12 protein-coding genes are annotated in these 18,169 nt (G+C 43.5%); 4 read left to right on the top strand and 8 right to left on the bottom strand.

Annotated elements, in window-relative coordinates:
* Positions 1-144: 144 nt before the first annotated feature.
* The 7 genes from CAPGI0001_RS04475 to CAPGI0001_RS04440 all read right to left on the bottom strand — a co-directional run bounded on the left by CAPGI0001_RS04475 (position 145) and on the right by CAPGI0001_RS04440 (position 5,194).
* Positions 145-612, bottom strand: coding sequence for an SMI1/KNR4 family protein (locus CAPGI0001_RS04475; RefSeq protein WP_002667228.1), 468 nt, complete (start codon positions 610-612; stop codon positions 145-147).
* Entirely contained in the window at positions 609-932 is a 324-nt protein-coding gene (locus tag CAPGI0001_RS04470; RefSeq protein WP_040359661.1) for a hypothetical protein, read from the bottom strand. The genes CAPGI0001_RS04475 and CAPGI0001_RS04470 overlap by 4 nt, the downstream gene beginning before the upstream one ends.
* A gap of 225 nt (positions 933-1,157) precedes the next feature.
* Positions 1,158-1,355 carry a hypothetical protein gene (locus CAPGI0001_RS04460; protein ID WP_002667157.1) on the bottom strand — a complete coding sequence of 66 codons (198 nt, stop codon included), beginning with the start codon at positions 1,353-1,355 and terminating at the stop codon, positions 1,158-1,160.
* Complete coding sequence (locus CAPGI0001_RS04455; RefSeq protein ID WP_002667181.1) at positions 1,352-1,891, bottom strand: methylated-DNA--[protein]-cysteine S-methyltransferase; 540 nt, start codon at positions 1,889-1,891, stop codon at positions 1,352-1,354. The genes CAPGI0001_RS04460 and CAPGI0001_RS04455 overlap by 4 nt, the downstream gene beginning before the upstream one ends.
* A gap of 18 nt (positions 1,892-1,909) precedes the next feature.
* Positions 1,910-3,262, bottom strand: a complete 1,353-nt coding sequence (locus CAPGI0001_RS04450) for an SMI1/KNR4 family protein (protein ID WP_002667174.1) — start codon at positions 3,260-3,262, stop codon at positions 1,910-1,912.
* Positions 3,263-3,272: 10 nt separating this feature from the next.
* Positions 3,273-3,890 (bottom strand): hypothetical protein, encoded by a 618-nt coding sequence (locus CAPGI0001_RS04445; protein ID WP_002667197.1) that lies wholly within the window; start codon positions 3,888-3,890, stop codon positions 3,273-3,275.
* A 146-nt stretch (positions 3,891-4,036) separates the two neighbouring features.
* The gene (locus CAPGI0001_RS04440; RefSeq protein ID WP_002667205.1) at positions 4,037-5,194 is read right to left on the bottom strand and encodes a 5-(carboxyamino)imidazole ribonucleotide synthase; all 1,158 of its coding nucleotides are present in this window, start codon (positions 5,192-5,194) and stop codon (positions 4,037-4,039) included.
* Positions 5,195-5,566: 372 nt separating this feature from the next.
* On the opposite strand from CAPGI0001_RS04440, the gene CAPGI0001_RS04435 reads away from it, so the two are divergent.
* Both CAPGI0001_RS04435 and CAPGI0001_RS04430 read left to right on the top strand, forming a co-directional pair.
* The gene (locus tag CAPGI0001_RS04435; protein WP_002667207.1) at positions 5,567-6,463 is read left to right on the top strand and encodes a YitT family protein; all 897 of its coding nucleotides are present in this window, start codon (positions 5,567-5,569) and stop codon (positions 6,461-6,463) included.
* A 1-nt stretch (position 6,464) separates the two neighbouring features.
* A complete protein-coding gene (locus CAPGI0001_RS04430) occupies positions 6,465-7,595 on the top strand; it encodes a DUF2062 domain-containing protein (protein WP_002667229.1) in 1,131 nt (376 codons plus the stop codon).
* Positions 7,596-7,928: 333 nt separating this feature from the next.
* On the opposite strand, the gene CAPGI0001_RS04425 is transcribed toward CAPGI0001_RS04430, so the two are convergent.
* Entirely contained in the window at positions 7,929-8,465 is a 537-nt protein-coding gene (locus CAPGI0001_RS04425; RefSeq protein ID WP_002667235.1) for a PAS domain-containing protein, read from the bottom strand.
* 240 nt (positions 8,466-8,705) lie between these two features.
* Between CAPGI0001_RS04425 and nhaD the strand changes: the two genes are divergently transcribed.
* Together nhaD and CAPGI0001_RS04415 are read left to right on the top strand one after the other, a co-directional pair.
* Positions 8,706-10,037 (top strand): sodium:proton antiporter NhaD, encoded by a 1,332-nt coding sequence (gene nhaD / locus CAPGI0001_RS04420; protein ID WP_002667187.1) that lies wholly within the window; start codon positions 8,706-8,708, stop codon positions 10,035-10,037.
* Between the two features lie 218 nt (positions 10,038-10,255).
* On the top strand, positions 10,256-18,169 hold a 7,914-nt coding region (locus tag CAPGI0001_RS04415), incomplete at its 3' end, for a hypothetical protein (protein WP_002667166.1).

Here is an 18,169-nt window from a genome sequence, read left to right as displayed (position 1 = left end):
TATTATTTAATTTCTATATTCGTTAAGTTCTGAAGTTCATATACAAGCCTTATCAAAGTTTTTAGACTTTGACAAAGCTTATTATGCTGTTATAAATGTGCTATCTATGATTTTTACGCCGTCTATTGCCATAGTATTGTGTTTTTAAGGTCGTATGATTGTTTCTTCTACTTTGCCTTTGATCATATTTTCAAGGGCGGTATAGAGGTCGCCCCCATAAAAATAATGATAGGTCTTTCTTGGCACCCAAGAGGTAAGGTCAAGTACGCCCCATACACTGCCTACACTATCTATACAGAGAACTTCATCGGCATTGACATCACCAAAGGGAATAAGCTCGGTAACCCCTGCATCCGATTCGTAGTATAGCATCTCTTGGCGGGTAGGGAGGTTTTGTGAGGAAATAAAAACCATATAGCCGTCGCGGCGCTTGATATCCTTGCCGTCGAATAGGGTAAGGAAAGTAATAAGTTCGTGAGGCAAATCGTCATAACCTGCCTCGCGATAGCGCGCTTTGATAGTTTCGGTACGAGCGCGTCGCTCTTCTTTAGAGAGGGTATTGAGTAAGACAATACCTTGTTTTTCTAAAAGGTTTTCTAATGATTTTTTCATTGTTTCCTCAATTTTTCTTCGTAATCACAAGCCGCTACAGCTTCTACCTCTTGTTGTCTGAAATAATCCAAAATCGTATATGTAATGGCTACATAATCGGTTGTGGTAATTTCCATATCCAAAAGATATAGATAGTACAAGAAACCATCAGTTCGTTGCACCTTTTTAGGGTCATACTCATCATTACGACCAATATATAGGTCACCCCAAGGGAAAAGTAGTGTGTTTATATCAATACTTTTCGCTTGTAACTCTTTTGCCAACGTATCTAACAATGTAGTTTTATCTCCTTGATAATTTACGAATATTTTGCAATACATGTTATTTTGTCAATTTCTTAAACAAATTCACTAAGCCAAGAATAGGCAACCCTACTATTATTAGAAAGATTACTGCTATAAAGAAAACAAAAAGAGCGATTGTTATTACAACTAAACCTAATAAAGGGTTGTAGGCATTGACTTTGATTACTTTATCAATAGTGGTATTCAGGAGCCTTGAATGTATTATTCTATTTAGGTTCATTCTTCACTATTTATTTCTTATTATTTCTTAAACAAATTCGCCAAGCCAACAATAGGCAATGTCACTAACATTATAGGGAACATTAGTACATAGATAATACAGAAAAAAGTTATCATCAAGAAGCAACCTAAGTATTCGTTGTAGGCAAAGACTTTGTCCAATAGGACTATGGTCTTATTTACTATCCATGATTTTTCTATTTTCTTCTTAAGGTTCATAAGGTTTTATTTTTCACTTCTTCCACTCCCTCCAATTCCAGCAAAAACTTCTTCCGCCACAAGCCTCCACCATAGCCTGTAAGGGTACCATTGGAGCCAATGACTCGATGACAGGGGATTAGTATAGAGATATGGTTTTGGCCATTGGCATTGGCAACCGCTCGTACACTTTGGGGCGATCCCAAGGCAATGGCTTGCTCTTTGTAGCTCCACGTTTGCCCATAGGGAATGGTTCGTAAGACCTGCCAGACACTTTTTTGAAAATCAGATCCAAACGGTTGTAGTGATACCGAAAATTCCTGACGTTTGCCCACAAAATATTCGCTGAGTTCCCGTTCTAAGATCGCGAAAAAAGGACTCTCTCCTTCTATAATAGGGGCTTTTTCTATTTTGGAAATATTTTGTAGTTCTCTTTCTAACATTTTGCTATCGGAGAACTCCAACATACAGATACCCTTATCGGTAGCACAGGTTACCATAGTGCCTATAGGGGTTTCTATATACTTGAGGAAGATTGGTTTGTCTCTATTTTTCATACTTTACTTTTCGTTTTTTTACTTTCTTGCTTCCTCTATGGTGAGACCAAAGGAAGCTAAGCGGTGTTCTAAGTTGGAAAGGATATAATCCTTTTCTTCGGGGAAACGCTTGGCAATGGCTTTGTAATAAGGCAGTAAGCGTTTGTCTTCCAACCCAGAAAGGGCTTGCATAACTGTGCAAAGAACACCGGTATCGGTCTCTTGTAGCCCTTTGATGAAGGTATCAAGGTACTGTTCTCTTTTCTTGCTTTCGCCGAGTGTATAGTAGGCTGTGCTACGTATTTGAGGATTTACATTATCAGTGAAAGGCAGGATCGCTTCCTCGAAATTGTCATCTCCTTCCGTAAGGAGGTAGGTAGCAAAATCAAAGGTTCTTTCGTCGGTAATGGTAGGCAATAGCTTTTTTACAACAGACACCCAGTCGGCACAATGGTCTTGGGCATACCACCATACGAACTGAAATACCTTTTTAGGATCTTTGGTTACCAAATCTTGCAAGTAAGGCTTGGCTCGCTCATAAGACGATTGAGTAAGAATTTCAATTAAGAAGGTTCTATCTTCATTATCTAAGGCAATGAGCTTTTCTATCTTGTCTAATAGAGCAGGTTCTAAAGGTGGTTTTTTATGATATACCCCCTCGAGGCAGTCGGTTTGAGTTTTGCGGTCGGTAGTGTGTTCATATTCATTGAGGAGCACCTCAGCGGGTTCGCCCCGATGGTAGCCAAACCACGTAGGACGGTCGTCTATAAGTTGCCCAGAGATCACCTCATCAAGATAGCGTTCGTACCAATCTAAGAAGTTGGTTTCGAAAGCAAATTTAGGTTGCAAGAGGTCTAAATCTACATTCACTACACGACCGGCATATTTGCCATTGAGCACCAAGGCGTGTTCATAGGTACAGCCCTGACTTCCCAGAGGCAGAAGTCCGCCAAATACTTTTGCTCGTTCGGCAAAATACTTATCATCGTCTTCTTCCTCTTCCTCTTCTTCAGAGGGCAATAGTGGATCGGAGAGCGTTTCCCATTCTTCTTGAGTCATATCAGGAGAAAGGTTGCAAGGCGCTTTGAGGTAGGTTTCTATTTTTTCGTAGAGTAGGCTATCTAAAGAAGTTCCAAAGGCATACAAGCCGTAATAAGGTCCTGCTATAAAGTCTGATTTTTTAGCTTTAGCATCGCCTACAGTAAGCATAAAGGCACGATAGCATTCGGGGAGTTGTACGCCATATTTCTTTTCAAAAGCAAGGACTTCCGCCTCGCTTACGGGCGGGTTGAGGTGGTACTGGTGAGTATCGGCACCGAATACTTCTAAATTCTTATCAGCTTCTTTGGCTTGGGCTAATTTCTGTTGGATACGGTGGAGTTGTTCTTTCATTGGTTTATTTTTATATGTTCCCATAGACCTCTATATAGGCGCAGGTGGAAAGTTTTTCTTCTACATCGGTGATAATTTTTTCTATAAAAATCTTTACTTTATCATCGGTAAATGTATGTTGGCGCAGTTGTGTGATGATTTTTCGGCACGTGGTGGAGTCAAAAACATTGCTGGTTGTACAATTGAAATAGTTTTCGACTTTGTCCCACTGGGGTTGGTATAGGGGAAATACGGACTTAAAATCTTCTAAAAGATATTGATCAAAATCTTCTATTGGGATAAAGATAGAGCGCTCGGGCAGATTGTTCAAATTGCCATCCAAAGCACTGATGAGATAGCCCATACCTCTTTCGCTTTTGTCTCTTTCACCATTAACACTTATAGTTAGTGAGGTACTATATATGTGTTTTACAGCCTTTTCGACATTATAATTGAAACGCTCGTATACACTTTCGGCTTCCCAGCGCTCACATTCGGTTTCTGCCATTATAGAGGTTATATTTTCTTGGTGATAGAAGGCTATGGCGGCGGGGATATCGCCTGCGGTTTGTTCTAATAGGGTTTTGGCTTTCTGCAAGGGAAGAGCAAGCTCGGTTTTAAGAATTTGTATTTCTTTTAAGTAGTTCATTCATTTGGCTATTATATATAAGCAATTTATATTCCTCCCACATATCCAGTTGGCTACACTGCTCACTGCTCACTGCTCACCGTTCACTGTTCACTGTTCACTGTTCACTGCTCACTGTTCACTGCTCACTGCTCACTGCTCACTGTTCACTGCTCACTGACCACCGCAATTGTTTCTTTTACTTTTTGGGCGATGGCACGGGCGGTTTCTATGTCGGGATGGGTGATGGTGATATGCCCCATTTTTCTAAAAGGGCGCGTTTGCCGTTTTCCATAGATATGAGGGGTCACTCCTTCCAGTGCTAATACTTCTTCTATATGCTGGTAGATAACATCTCCTGCATAGCCTTCTGCTCCGACAAGGTTTACCATTACTCCGGCTACCTTGCTTTTGGGGCTACCCAAAGGCAAGTCTAAAATGGCTCTTAGGTGTTGTTCGAACTGCGAGGTGTAACTGGCCTCGATGGAGTAATGACCTGAGTTATGCGGGCGTGGAGCTACTTCATTCACCCATATTTCTCCTTCTTGGGTAAGGAATAGCTCCACAGCCAAAAGACCAATGCTGCCAAAGGCTTCGGCTACTTGTAGGGCTATCTTTTGTGCTTTCTCACTGATAGTAGAAGGAACGCGTGCAGGGCAAAGTACATATTCTACTTGGTTGGCTTCGGGATGGAATTCCATCTCTACCACTGGATATAAGGCCACTTCTCCACTGGGACGACGCGCAACGATCACAGCCAATTCTTTCTCGATAGGAGCACAAACTTCTGCCAAGCAAGGGGTATCGGGGAGTGTGTCAAGGTCTTGCTTTTGGCGGACGATTTTTACTCCATTGCCATCGTATCCAAAGCGGGTGCTCTTCCAGACGAAAGGAAAAGACCAGCGCCCCTCCTTGACAGCCTCTTGCAGTAGGGCAACAGAGGAGAAAAGTTCAAAAGGAGCCGTGGGGATACCATGTTCTTTATAGAAAACCTTTTGTAAGCCTTTGTCCTGAATAATGCGCAGGCTCTTTGGAGTAGGGAATACCCTGACCCCCTCACTCTCGAGTCGTTCCAAGGCATCTACATTTACATTCTCTATCTCAAAGGTAAGCAAGTCCACCTGTTTGCCAAAACGGTATACTGTATCATAATCCATCAGGTCGCCCTGAAAGAAAGCATTGCAGCCCAAGCGTGCAGGGGCTTCTGCACTTGGGTCAAGCACAAGTGTGCGGATGTCCCACTTGAGGGTCTGGGAAAGGAGCATCTTGCCCAATTGTCCTCCTCCGAGGATGCCTAAAGTAAAATCTGTTGAAAAAAAAGACACTTTGTTAATTGTTAATTATTAATTATTAATTTTCAGTCCCTAAGACATAAAACTTAGCCTTTTGGCTGTAGGGAGTGTTAAATCTTCTTTTATATATTTTCCTGAGCTTCGAATAGGATAATTAAAAGGTAGACAGCAGTCCTTAGTAAGACCGCTCACTTTTCACTCTTCACCACATACCCAAGCTCATTCGCTTGGCTACACTCTTCACTCTTCACTCTTCACTCTTCACTCTTCACTCTTCACGGACCTCGCAAAGGTACAAAAATATTTTTATTTTTGGCTGAAAAAATATTGTTCAAAAATCTTTTTTTACTCTAAAAAAATCGTATTTTTGTGCCACGAAAAAAAATAGCAATAATAGCTTGTGTTATGGATAAAAAACGCAACACCATTGAGTATTTGAAATCTTTCTATATCAAAGATTATCTCTATATGGCTCTGGCCATAGCTATCTACACCATTGGGCTTACAGGCTTTATCATGCCCAATCAGATTGTTTCTGGAGGGTTGGCAGGAGCTGCATTGCTTCTGAACTATGCTACAGGGATCAAAGTTTCTACCACTATTTTAGTGGTCAATTTTGCTCTTTTGATACTAGCATTTCGTCCTTTGGAAAAAAAATTTGTTATCAATACCATTATAGGAGCTGGGATGCTTACTCTCGGGGTGAGGCTCGGGGAGATGTATCTAAAGCCCTACTTCTTGGCCAACCCCGTGGTACATGACCCCTTTATTGCTATTGTTTTAGGAGGTATCTTCATGGGAGTAGCCTTAGGAATGGTCTACTCGGTTAATGGAAGTACCGGAGGAGTGGATATTATTGGTTTCTTGGTAACTAAATATTTCAAAATACGTATCTCTCGTATTCTTCTTTTAGTGGATGTACTTGTGGTGACATCTTCTATATTTGTCCTCAAGGGATATACTATGGAGAAAATGGTGTTAGGGCTTATTCTCTTACCTGTTATGTATCAGGCAGTGGATGTGATTATGAATGGTGCTAAACAGGCAATACAAGTCATTATTCTCTCGAAGAAGTACGAGGAAATAGCCACTCATATCAATACAGAACTCAAGCGTGGCTGTACCGTAGTGGATGGTACAGGTTGGTATACCAAGAATCCTCAGAAGGTCATTATTGTCTTTGCTCGTAGGGGAGAAGGGACTACTATCTTCCGATTGGTCAATAGCATAGACCCCGATGCCTTTGTCACCCGAACCAACGTCGAAGCTGTCTATGGTAAGGGATTCGAAAAATTTAGTTAAATTGAACTACGCCATACTGATTCCTACCTATAACAATGCCCCTACACTTGCCCGTGTTCTTAAGGGGGTACTTTCCTATACTCAGGAAGTATGGGTGGTCAATGATGGCGCGACAGATCACACTGCTCAGGTGCTTTCTGAGTTTCCTCAGGTCAGGGTTATTACCTTACCTAAAAATCAAGGTAAGGGCAATGCTCTCAAGATAGGCTTCCGCACCCTCTTGGCTCAGGGCTATGACTATGCCCTGACAATCGACTCCGACGGGCAGCACTTCCCTGAGGATATTCCTACCTTTCTCAGTGCCCTTCAGGGGCGCACCGAGCCTGTACTCTTGGTAGGGAGTCGGGATATGACAGGCGAGTCAGTGCCTAAGAAAAGCAGCTTCGGCAACAGGTTTTCCAACTTTTGGTTTCACCTCGAGACCGGTATCCGCCTACCCGATACCCAATCGGGCTATCGCCTCTACCCCCTATCACAGCTCCCTAAGCGATACTTCTCGGGTAAGTTCGAGTTCGAGATAGAAGTCCTAGTGCGTACGGCATGGCGTGGTGTAGCGGTGGAGAATGTTCCCGTTCGTGTCCTCTACGACCCTGCCGAGCGTGTGTCTCACTTCCGTCCCTTGCGCGACTTCATGCGTATCAGTCTCCTCAATACCTGTTTGGTGCTCATCGCCTTTCTTTATATAAAGCCTCGAAATTTCTTTAGGAAGTTCAAAAAAAAAAGCTTCTCTCAGTTTCTTAGAGAAGATCTTTTGGAGAGCAACGCTTCTCATAGCAACAAAGCCTGTTCAGTAGCCTTAGGACTTTTCTTTGGCATTGCCCCTTTCTGGGGGTTCCAGACCCTGATCACCCTCTCCTTAGCTGCTCTCTTAGGACTGAATAAGTCCTTAGCTTTCCTCTGTTCCAATATCAGCATTCCTCCTATGATTCCTTTCTTAGGTTTAGCTTCGCTTAAGTTAGGGTCGCTATTTGTCGGTGGAGACATCCTCCCCTCCGAAGGTAAGATCACTCAGGAGTTTCTTATGAATAATCTTTCCCAATACCTTGTAGGTAGTTTTCTCTTAGCCTCCCTTACCTCCGCCCTCTTAGGTAGTATGACCTACCTCTTTCTTAAAGTCAGCAGTAAGCAGTGAACCAAGTATGAGGGACAATTTGTCCTAATAAACAGAAAAATCAAAAGTGAAGAATATCCCTCTCAAGGATATTCTTCACTTTTCACTATATAAATGTGAATAAAGAGTTAAAGAATATTAGTAGTTAATTTGTTAAGGAACAATGATTGCATCTTTATCCTCACATTGAAAGAGTCTTACCTAATAGGCATAGTTATTCATAGAGATATAATTTATTGTTTTTTTAGATTGTTAGGGAATGGGTATTCTCTATTTTATATTCACTCTATAATATTTATGGTATAAATCTAAAAAAAGACCTCATTAGGTAATAGGTAGTTTACTATTCTCCGCTTACTTAAACTCAAGTATTGCATTTTCGATATAGTCTATATAGTCGATATAACCATTTTCTTTAAGAAAGTTCGCAAGGTAAGCTCCGCTGGCTTCCATACCTCCTACTGCCTCTACTTGTAGCATTTTGGCATAGAGGGGAGCGATATACTTTTCCACACTTTGAGTAGGTACAGAAGTACGGCGAGCTAGATAACTGACGATCTTCCCTTGGGCATCCTTGATGATATCAAAGTCTGTTACTACCCAGTAGTATTCTCCTGATTTGGCTAAGTTCTTCGCCACTGCGTGGAAGTTGATCCCTTGTTGGATATTATCCCAAAGCACTTTGAAGATCACCCTTGGCATATCTGGATGGCGGATAATATTGTGAGGAGAGCCTAAGAGTTCTTCGGTTGAGTAGCCGCATACGTCACAGAACACCTGATTGACATAGTCAATAACGCCTGCTGCATCCGTACGACTCATAATGGTTTTCGATTTATCCCAATTCACCTCCCGATCTATAGGAGTAGGATATTGAAAGTTTGGTATCATAGAATTGATTTTTGGTTCTTTATAATATCGCAAAGGTACATTTTTTTACAAAATAAAAAGAAAAAATGTAATTTTTTTCACCGCACATCATTAATCATTAACCATTAACCATTGATCATTAATCGTTAATCATTAAAAAAAGTTATTAACAATTGTAGAAAAAAATATTTCACGAATGTTGGTTTTTTTGATAAATTTTTTATAACTTGCAGCCTGAAAAACAAATTAATAATTAGCGAGATGGAATATCTTATTGTAGCAGTCTTTTTCATTGGTTATCTGTTTATTACAGTCGAACACCAGGTCAAAATTGACAAAACTATTTCCGCTTTAGGTATGGCAGTTATGTGCTGGACAATCCTGAAAACTGCCGATTTAAGCGTTTTTGAAGTTAGTGAAACAGGAGGGCTTATCTCCCAAGCTGACAAATTTCAGGGAGGAAACCCCGAGGCTATTGATAGCATGTTGCTTCATCATCTCGGAAAGGTAGCCGAAATCCTCTTCTTTCTCATAGGGGCGATGACCATAGTTGAGATTATTGATATGCATCGTGGCTTCGAGATCATTAAAAAAATGGTCAAAACACGTAAGAAGAAAAAACTCCTTTGGGTACTCGGGATTGTAGCCTTTTTCCTTTCTGCGCTCATTGACAATTTGACTACTATTATAATAATGATTACCATCTTGCGCAAGCTCGTACCTTTCCGTGAGGAACGTATTTGGTATGCTTCGCTCCTAATAATTGCTGCCAATGCCGGAGGCGCTTGGTCTCCTATAGGCGATGTGACTACTACCATGCTTTGGATGGCGGGTAAGGTCAGCGCGGCACGTCTTGTTGACTATGTAGTGTTGCCTGCAGTGCTTTGTTTTGTAGTGCCTTTTGCAATCGCTTCACTAATGCCTATCTTCAAGGGACGCTTAGAAATCCCTCAGATGGATAAGACCGAGGCTTACAAGAGCAGTACCCCTATCCTTACTATAGGAGTCTTGGCAATCATCTTTGTGCCGGTGTTCAAGTCCTTGTTCCACCTGCCCCCTTACTTGGGTATGTTGTTCTCTTTGGCCACTGTATGGTTCTTCTCCGAGTTGCTCAAGCCCAATAGCGAGCTCAGTGAGGAAGCCAAGCCAACTTTCTCAGTGCACAAAGCCTTAGGACGTATAGAGCACTCCAGTATATTATTTTTCTTAGGAATCCTATTGGCCGTAGCCGCATTGGAGTCTACAGGTAGCTTGTTCCACTTTGCTGGCACGCTCAAGGAGGTGGTTCCTAATACCAATATAGTAGTAATGATTCTGGGCTTTGCCTCTGCGGTCATTGACAATGTTCCCTTGGTAGCTGCTGCTATCGGTATGTTCCAGGAAGGAATGGACGCCTCTATTTGGCACTTCATCGCCTTCTCTGCCGGAACAGGAGGTAGCTTACTTATCATCGGATCTGCTGCAGGTGTTGCTGCCATGGGTATGGAGAAGATCGACTTCTTCTGGTATGTAAAACACATCTCTTGGCTTGCCCTTTTGGGATTCCTCGCTGGTAGTGGTGTCCTTATGGCCGTAGAAGCTATTTTTAGATAATATTGGGCTCCGTAGGGGCGAATTGCAATTCGCCCATTGAATCGCAATTCGCCGACAGAATCGCAGTTCGCCCACAGAATTGCAATTCACCCATCGAAATGATGAATTGCAATTTGTTTAATCACAATTTGTATAAACCAAATTTAAAAACCTAAACTATCCCACTCCCCTTCGGGGGGAGGGGGAACAATTTGCTAACAGAAAAAACCAAGCATATTATGAGATTATTTTTATACCTATTGCTTTTGGTACCGATATTCAGCCGCGCTCAGCAGTGCCGCGTGAATTATACGGCCACAGTGGAGAATACTACCTGTGGCGGTAGTGTCAAGGTTGCCTTGGCCTCTGCCGATACCAATTGTATTAGCCAGTACTGGGCGGTCTTGTACGACAGTGCTGGTGCGGTGCAAGCACGACAGAACCTCTCTGCCGCAGGGAAAGCAGACTTCGCTAACCTCTCCTCAGGAACTTATAAGGTAAAGCTTGAAAAGAAGGATGGTAGCGATACGCATCCTACTGCATTGAGTGTTACGGTGGTGAGTACCTATAGGCGCTTCTCTGTGGATATGACCAAAGCTACACAGACAGCCGCTACAGGAGAATGTGCAACTGACGGAAAAGTGGCGCTCAAGATTAAGGATGGTTCTGGTCCCTTTGTAGTGAAGTTCTATGCTTTTGGGGCGACAACTCCTACCTTTACTTCCCCTGCTACTAATAAAACGGGGACTGAGACAACTGTTAATATCACAGGTCTTAAGCCAAGTACAAAATATGATATAGAAGTGGAAGATCGTGCTGGTGGGGGAACTTGTTCTCTTACTGAGCCGAAAAACGTGCGTAGCATTACTACACAGGCTGCGTCAGGTTCTTTTATTCGTAACCTGACTATGGAAACTTGTCGTCCATTGAAAACTGGACAGACAGTAGGTGCCAATGGTGTGATTGCCTTAGATGTACATACTTCAGGAAGCTATACTATAAAGGTAATCAATAAAGATACTAATGAAGTGCTTGTAAACACTAGGGCTGTTACAGCTACTGCAGGAGTAGTTCTAAATATAGAGCCTGATGCAGGTAAAAAATTAGAAGCTAATAAGAATTATAAGGTTACAATAGAAGGAGGAGGATGTACTGCAGAGAGGATTTTGATCAATCCCTATGTCTATTCTCCTGATTACTTAAATCTTCACCTTGTTCCATCTTGTGCTAATTGTAATGATTACAAAGTTGCTATATCATCACATTATAATGAGCGAATGGTGGAAAGTCGCTATTTCCCCTATAAGATTACTATCAAAGTTACTCGTGGAGGAACGACTGTATTTACCAATGAGTTTGATAAAAATGATGCTTTACCAGTATCTGGGACAGATACAGAAGGAGTCTTATATGGAGCTAATAAAGAATTCCGTTTTTGGAATTGGTGGAGACCGAGGGTGCATACAATGACTAATCTTGTAAAGGAAGGAGATGTCATTACTGTAGACTATTCAGATTGTAATGGAGTGACAAGGAATCTCACTCATACAGTTACTCCTCCAACCAACATACTTGAATCTAATATTAAAATATTGCCAAATACGGCTACATCAAATCCTTGTGACAAGGATGTGGTTATCAGTACTAGATTTCAATTGGCCAGTGGAAGAGCCTTTTATAATGCTTTCTGTAATACTACGGGTCTGCAGAGTAGAGTAAACCTATCAGGGACTTGGCAGACTCCTACTATAGGAGGGGATGGACTATTTACTTTTTTTGATGAGATAAATGGAAATGTTCATGAAGTAAAAATACATAATACTACAGCTACTTCCTATCAAGTAGAATATGCAGAAGCAACAGGAACACTTGATGGAACAAATACAAAGAATTGCAAACATTATCTTTCCAAAGTATTCACTCAATCAGAGCTTGCAGGATTTAATACACTATCAGCTATAAGACATTCGGTAGGAGGATCCATAGGAGGAGTATTAGATATATCAGGAAGAGGAAATAAATTTTTCTTAGGACATGATAATTCTCAACTCGCAGGACTGGATTTCATAACAGACAACAATAAGCTTACAGTAACAATAGAAAGAGCAGATGGACAGCCTAACATTCAGGATGTTACTGTACGAGGCCCTTGGAACTTAGCAGGAACATATAGGTACAAATTCCCTTGGACAAAAGTTTTCTATCCAAGTATGAATTTAGGGAATAAAAACCTATATCAAATGTTCGACCTTCCTACAGGAAAATATAATGTAAAGTTATCTGATGAATGTGGGTCAACAAGGTCATTTACTATTGATATAAATGCGATTAATGATGTTTCTTTTGATATTAAAGAACCTAAGGTAACTACAGATTGTGCACAAGGGGGACAATCAAGTAGGGGGAAGGTAGTCTTTGAAGCCAGTGTGGATAAGCTTACTTCTTCTGGATTTTGGGGAATGTATGTCTTCAAAGATCTGAATAATGGTCAACCTATACACAAAAGAGTAGGTTCCTCAGCTTATAAAGCTATTGGTATACCTGGTACCGATGGAGCAGATCCTGCCAGAAAGTATTATAAGCAAGAGATAAAAGATCTTCCTCCAGGAAAGTATATCTTAGGAATTACTTTAGGACCTTGTTACCATTCTGTAGTACCTTTGGATGTAGCAGACGAAAGAGGATATATGTATCATTTCCAACCTACAGAAAGAGGAAAAGGATTTATATGTAAAACACTGATCTACAAAGAATTTGAGATTAGAGGATATAGTGATGTTACTCCAACGGTTAACATCGGTATGTGTGATCCATCGAATGCGAGTTCAGGGATGGTAAGGGTTGAGTTGCCTGCGGGATCTGAGCCACAATATCCTATTACCTATACTTTATATAAGGTATCGGGAGGGACAAAGGCGATAGCTACTCACTCGGATGGTACGCAGGTAGCTCCTGTAAGGGTAGCTACTCGTCCTACGAGTTTGGAGGATGCCTTTGCTACATTTCAGAATATACCTAAGCTATCTGGCAGTGACAGTTATGAAGTGAAGTTTGAATCAGGCTGTTTGGATCGTTTGGTACCTGTTCCTGAGTTTGGTTCTTTGCAGAATCCACAGGTACGTACATCAGCGGCGATGGCATGTGCGGGTACTCCATTGACATTGAGTGTGGACTTACCAGCGAGTTTGTATGAGTTGGAGTGGAAGTCAAGTCCTGCTACTGCTCTTTCAGGAGTAGCGGACAAGACGCGTCCTTCGATCACCTTGAATCCTACGGTGGATGCAGAGTACTGGGTTACCTATAAGATGAAATCAGGTTTTGGATGTACTCCAGTATCTAAGGATACCGCCAAGAAGCAGGTGAACCTGATCCGCAGCAACTTTGCGGCATCGGATATCACAGGCTTATCGGATAAGACAGGAGTACTGCCAGTGAACCAGTGTGCAGCGGATGTAAGCTGGACATCCCCTACGATCAATGACACGGCGGGGTGTGGCTACAAGCTCACTTGGGAGGTAACCAAGCCAGACGGAAGTAAATATACCCCTACGCCGGATGCCAATGGTAATACGCCAGCCACCAGCTGGAATGGTTTTCCTGTGGGCGAATCTACAGTAACCTATAAGGTAGAGGGCAAGATAGCAGGGGGCACAGCAGCTACTAAGAGCTTTAAGGTAACGGTAACGGCTCCGAACGTAAATATTCAGATCACCAGTTCTTTTGTGGCCAATGTGGGCGGCACTACAGCCCTCACTTCGGTAGCCAAAGGAAGTACAGTATATTATAAGGTAACGCTCAAGAACACTACAGCTACTTCTATCAGTACAGGCGCCTTGAGGATTACCCTACCGGATAACACGAACACCAACTATGAGCTACCTGCAGCGAATGACCCTGCGATAGTTACCTCACAGTTGGGCGGTGCGGTGAATGTAAGCTATGACACAGGCAACCCGAGAGTACTGATCTTGGCAAATATCACCGGAGGTGTATTGGCACAGAATGCGGAACGCTCAGCATATATTCCGATCAAGATCAAGCAGGATCAGGGTTGTGATGCGTATGTGAATGCATGTCAGGCAATACTTACAGCACAACCTAAACTTATCTATAGTGTAGGAGGAGCAGGATGTGTGGCAGAGAATACCATCCAAGGGGACGGCATTGCGGCAGAGATTGACAGTCGTGCCACCTGTCCACGCGAGGAACTCTACTGCGGTGGTAGCTTCACGCTTACAGCTTTGGGTACAGGCTATACCTCATATAAGTGGTATAGTGGACAGCCAGGTAGTTTGACTCCATTGGCAAGTACCACTAGTAGCCAAGCGGTAAGTGCGGCAGGCTACTATACAGTAGAGAAGATAGCCACTTGTAGTGGTATTGAGGCGAAGACTACAGAAGTGATCCGCTTGGTGGACAAGAGTGATACCACGGTAGATCCTATCAGAGCCTTAGCGGGCAATGTAGGCGGGGTATGTGCTACGGATAACACCAAATGGCAAAGCCACTTCTACTTCTGTGGAGGTACAGGCAGCAAGGTATTGCAGGTAGCCTACCACCAGTCAGGAGTAAAATGGCAGAAAGAGGGCTCAGGCTGTAGCAATGCCAACCAGCCAAACTGTTATAATACCAGTGCGGCATGCTGGTCTACAGTATCTACCGATAGGAGCTTTACCATAGGAGGTACTACCCCAGGTAAGTACCGCTTACAGGTGGGCAATGGTAGTTGTACCAGAGAGTTCTACTTTGAGGTCTTCACCACCCAACTCTCAGGAACCTTAATAGGAACCCCTACCCCACATACAGCCTTGAGCTTAGGGGCAGCGAACTTCGAGATGGGTACCCATGGAGTACAGTATGAGTACGTAGCTACCCGCTCTGATGGTAGAACCTTCACAGGAAATGGCCCTGCTTCAGGCGCCAATATGCACAAGGTGGACGTAACAGGTCTGGAAGTACCGAACAATAGGAGTCAGGATACCTTTAGAATAGTGATCAAGGCTAAGGGAGGTGCGCTCAATGGATGTACCTTCGAACAGACAGTAACGATCAACCGCTTGGAGACCATGAAGGCAGAGGTAGAATATACTGGAGAGTGGTCTACTACAGAGTGTAACAAAGCTAAATATAACTTCACGGTATACGGTGGGGTACGTAACTACCGATACCTTATATATAAGATAGATGGTCAGTTGGCCAAGACAGAGTATGCGGGCAAGGTATTTGAGCAGCTTCCTGATGGTGACTTCTCAAGTGCAATCACCCCTACCAATGCAGTAGGTACGGTACCAGATGTATTCTCCTCTTGGATAGAAGTTCCAAGAGAAGGTAAATATATCTTCTTGGTACGAGATAATGATGATAGATATGCCTTGACCAATGAGGTACAGGTAAGCCAAGCCTCTCGCTATGCGGTAGAGGTTACCAAGGTAGACCTTACGTGTGCGACTCAACATGGAGGAAGCATCTCGGCTAAGTTCTTGGAGAGCAATGTACCAAGTCCAAGTGTGAAGTTGGAGAAATACAAGACCGACGGCACTATGGACACGAGCTTCCCAGCACAGAACAACCTTGCAGGACAGTTCAACAACCTTTCAGCAGGTAAGTATAGAGTGACCCTTAGCTACCTCTTCAATAGTGGAGGAGGTGGACGTCGTTGTGAGATTGTCCGAGATATACGTATAGAATCTCCAGCACCTATAGAAGCCTCTATAGGGGTAGTGAGTGCGAACAACTGCGATGGCAACAATGGCAAGTTCTTGCTCAAGGTGAACTGGGTGAAGGGAGGTTCTGGCAGCTATCAGTTTATGTCTACCTCAGGTACAGGCTCCTACAGCCCAGATAGGACTTTATTGGTGGACGGAGGTAGCCAGGCCAATCCTAAGGTTAAAGTATTTGTAAAGGATAGCAATGGCTGTATTGCCGAGTTCGAGGTAATGGCCAAGAAAGACTTGACCAAACCTACTTTGGCAGCTTCTACAGTGGATTATGACTGTGGTGGCAACGGAACCTTTACAGTAACGCCAACTGCTCCAGGGGGAGCTACTTATACCTATGAATATAGCTTGGACGGCGGCGTACGTCAAGCGCCAAACTTAGGCAATGCGATGCGCTATACAGGTTTGGCAGGCAGAGCTACGCCATATTTAGTTCGAGTATACTATACAGAACCCGCTACCGAGTCGGTGAACCAGCTCTACAATGAGACCTTTGCCGACATGGAAGACCTTGACGAGAGCGACGGGGCTCCTACAGGGGTAGGTTCTGCTAAGACAACAGGCATACTCTCTGCGGGAGTGCATGTGGTAACCAAGCAGTTACCAGCCACTCCAACTACCTACCGCTCTTTGGCAGGTACAGGCAGATACTATGCGATACACACAGCACCAAGCGATAACCGCTTGTATGTGAAGGATATACAGAATGTGGTACCACGTGCTAAGGCAACAGTGAAGTTCAAGTATGTGAACTTGGGCAATGATGCCAATACGGCGGCGAGTGTACCACTGAGAGTGACCCTACAGGTGACCAATCCAGGGGGGGCAGGTACGACAGCCTTTGTACGTACCCTTCCAGCAGCAGCGCAGGGAGGTACATGGCAGAGTGGTGAAGTGACCTTTGAGGATTTGGAAGGCTTCAACCAGCACACCCAGTTCCGCTTGATTATAGAAGCGGGCGTGAACAATGCTGCGGTGGGTCTGGATGAGATAGAAGTGATCCAGCCTACTAAGAACTGCCAGTCGGGAGAGCCTATCTCGGTACAGGTAGAGCCAAGCAAAGGCTTTGGAGCAACCATCACTCAGGTAGAACCTCCTAAGTGCCATGGTGGAGAGGGTACCCTATTGGTAAAACTCAGAAACATCAAGGCTGGGGCTACCTTTGAGTACCAGCTTAACGGAGGAGCGTATAGAAGTACTACTTTGGTAGGTACAGATGAGCTGAAGATACCAGCTCCAGTGACAGCGCCTTCGGATCCAGCTCATACCTTGAAAGTACGTATGGTAAACCCAGATGGTACCTTGTGTGAGATTACTGCAGGTGGGGTAGAGGCACGTATCAATGATGTTCCTGCCTTGACCATAGAAGAGGTGAAGATCTCTCCTAAGGGCTGTATAGCACCTTACATGACAGCCAGAGCGATCATCCGTGTAGCTTACGGACGCACACATAGTGGAACACATCCATATACAGTACAGAAGAAAGGCCCTGCTGATGCAGACTTTGTGGATGTACCTACGGCGGATGTGACATGGACAGGAACGACAGCTACAGTGGCGAACCTTACCGATGGAGTACACTATCAGTTTAGAATTAAGGATGCGAATGAGTGTCTCTCGAATATAGAGCAGAAGTTTATACCTGCAAAGATAGATATAGATGTAACCTTGACCCCAACCTTGTGCTTACAGTCAGGTAGGACAGGTGAGGTGATGGTACAGGTGAACAATGGTAATGGAGGCTATGAATTTAGCAAGGATGGCGGAACCACTTGGGTAAGTGACCCAGGCAACCCAACCGAATACCGCTTTGATGGTCTGAACCCAGCAAGCTATACCATAAAAGTAAAAGACGCCTTAGGCTGTGAATTTACCCAAGTGGTAGTGATACCACAGGTGATGGAAGTAGGTCTTAGCTCAGATGATGCCTTTGGATGTACCACCCCACAAGAGCAGATCACCATTGAGGCCAAGGGAGGTGCCCAAATATCAGGAGGATATACCTTCACTTGGAAGCGAGGTGGCGTAGCTACAGATCCATCGGGTTATAACCCAACGACAGATACGGACGGCGGCAATGTACTTACCAATGTTACACCGGGAGCTACAGTTACTTATTTGGTAACGATTAAGACAGCGGGAGAATACCACTTCAAGGTGGTAGATGCCAACGGCTGTGAACATATAGTAAGCAAGGAAGTAAAAGCTGAAACTCCAGCCTTCCTTACAAATCCTGGTCTTTCTGCCAGCATGGTAGCTTGTACAGGAGAGTCTACGGGAGTGATAGGTGTATATGATGGAACGGCTTACTTACCGATAACAGATGCGATTGATAGAACTAAGGGAGTAGCTCCTTATGTGATAAAGATCTACAAATATGCTACCACTCCAGGTAGTGCAGAGACCCTACAGTCAAGCAATACCGGTCGAGACTTG

Origin of the sequence: Capnocytophaga gingivalis ATCC 33624 (genome assembly GCF_000174755.1) — a bacterium.
Classification (GTDB): domain Bacteria; phylum Bacteroidota; class Bacteroidia; order Flavobacteriales; family Flavobacteriaceae; genus Capnocytophaga; species Capnocytophaga gingivalis.
Note: the sequence above shows the minus strand (reverse complement) of the source record. Positions and strands in the feature narration are given on the sequence as shown.

Bases quoted from the DNA above. Each gene is read 5' to 3' on its own strand.
- nhaD (WP_002667187.1), top strand. From the start codon at position 8,706: ATGGAATATCTTATTGTAGCAGTCTTTTTCATTGGTTATCTGTTTATT.
- CAPGI0001_RS04450 (WP_002667174.1), bottom strand. From the start codon at position 3,262: ATGAAAGAACAACTCCACCGTATCCAACAGAAATTAGCCCAAGCCAAA.
- CAPGI0001_RS04475 (WP_002667228.1), bottom strand. From the start codon at position 612: ATGAAAAAATCATTAGAAAACCTTTTAGAAAAACAAGGTATTGTCTTA.
- CAPGI0001_RS04470 (WP_040359661.1), bottom strand. From the start codon at position 932: ATGTATTGCAAAATATTCGTAAATTATCAAGGAGATAAAACTACATTG.
- CAPGI0001_RS04435 (WP_002667207.1), top strand. From the start codon at position 5,567: ATGGATAAAAAACGCAACACCATTGAGTATTTGAAATCTTTCTATATC.
- CAPGI0001_RS04455 (WP_002667181.1), bottom strand. From the start codon at position 1,891: ATGAAAAATAGAGACAAACCAATCTTCCTCAAGTATATAGAAACCCCT.
- CAPGI0001_RS04460 (WP_002667157.1), bottom strand. From the start codon at position 1,355: ATGAACCTTAAGAAGAAAATAGAAAAATCATGGATAGTAAATAAGACC.
- CAPGI0001_RS04445 (WP_002667197.1), bottom strand. From the start codon at position 3,890: ATGAACTACTTAAAAGAAATACAAATTCTTAAAACCGAGCTTGCTCTT.
- CAPGI0001_RS04425 (WP_002667235.1), bottom strand. From the start codon at position 8,465: ATGATACCAAACTTTCAATATCCTACTCCTATAGATCGGGAGGTGAAT.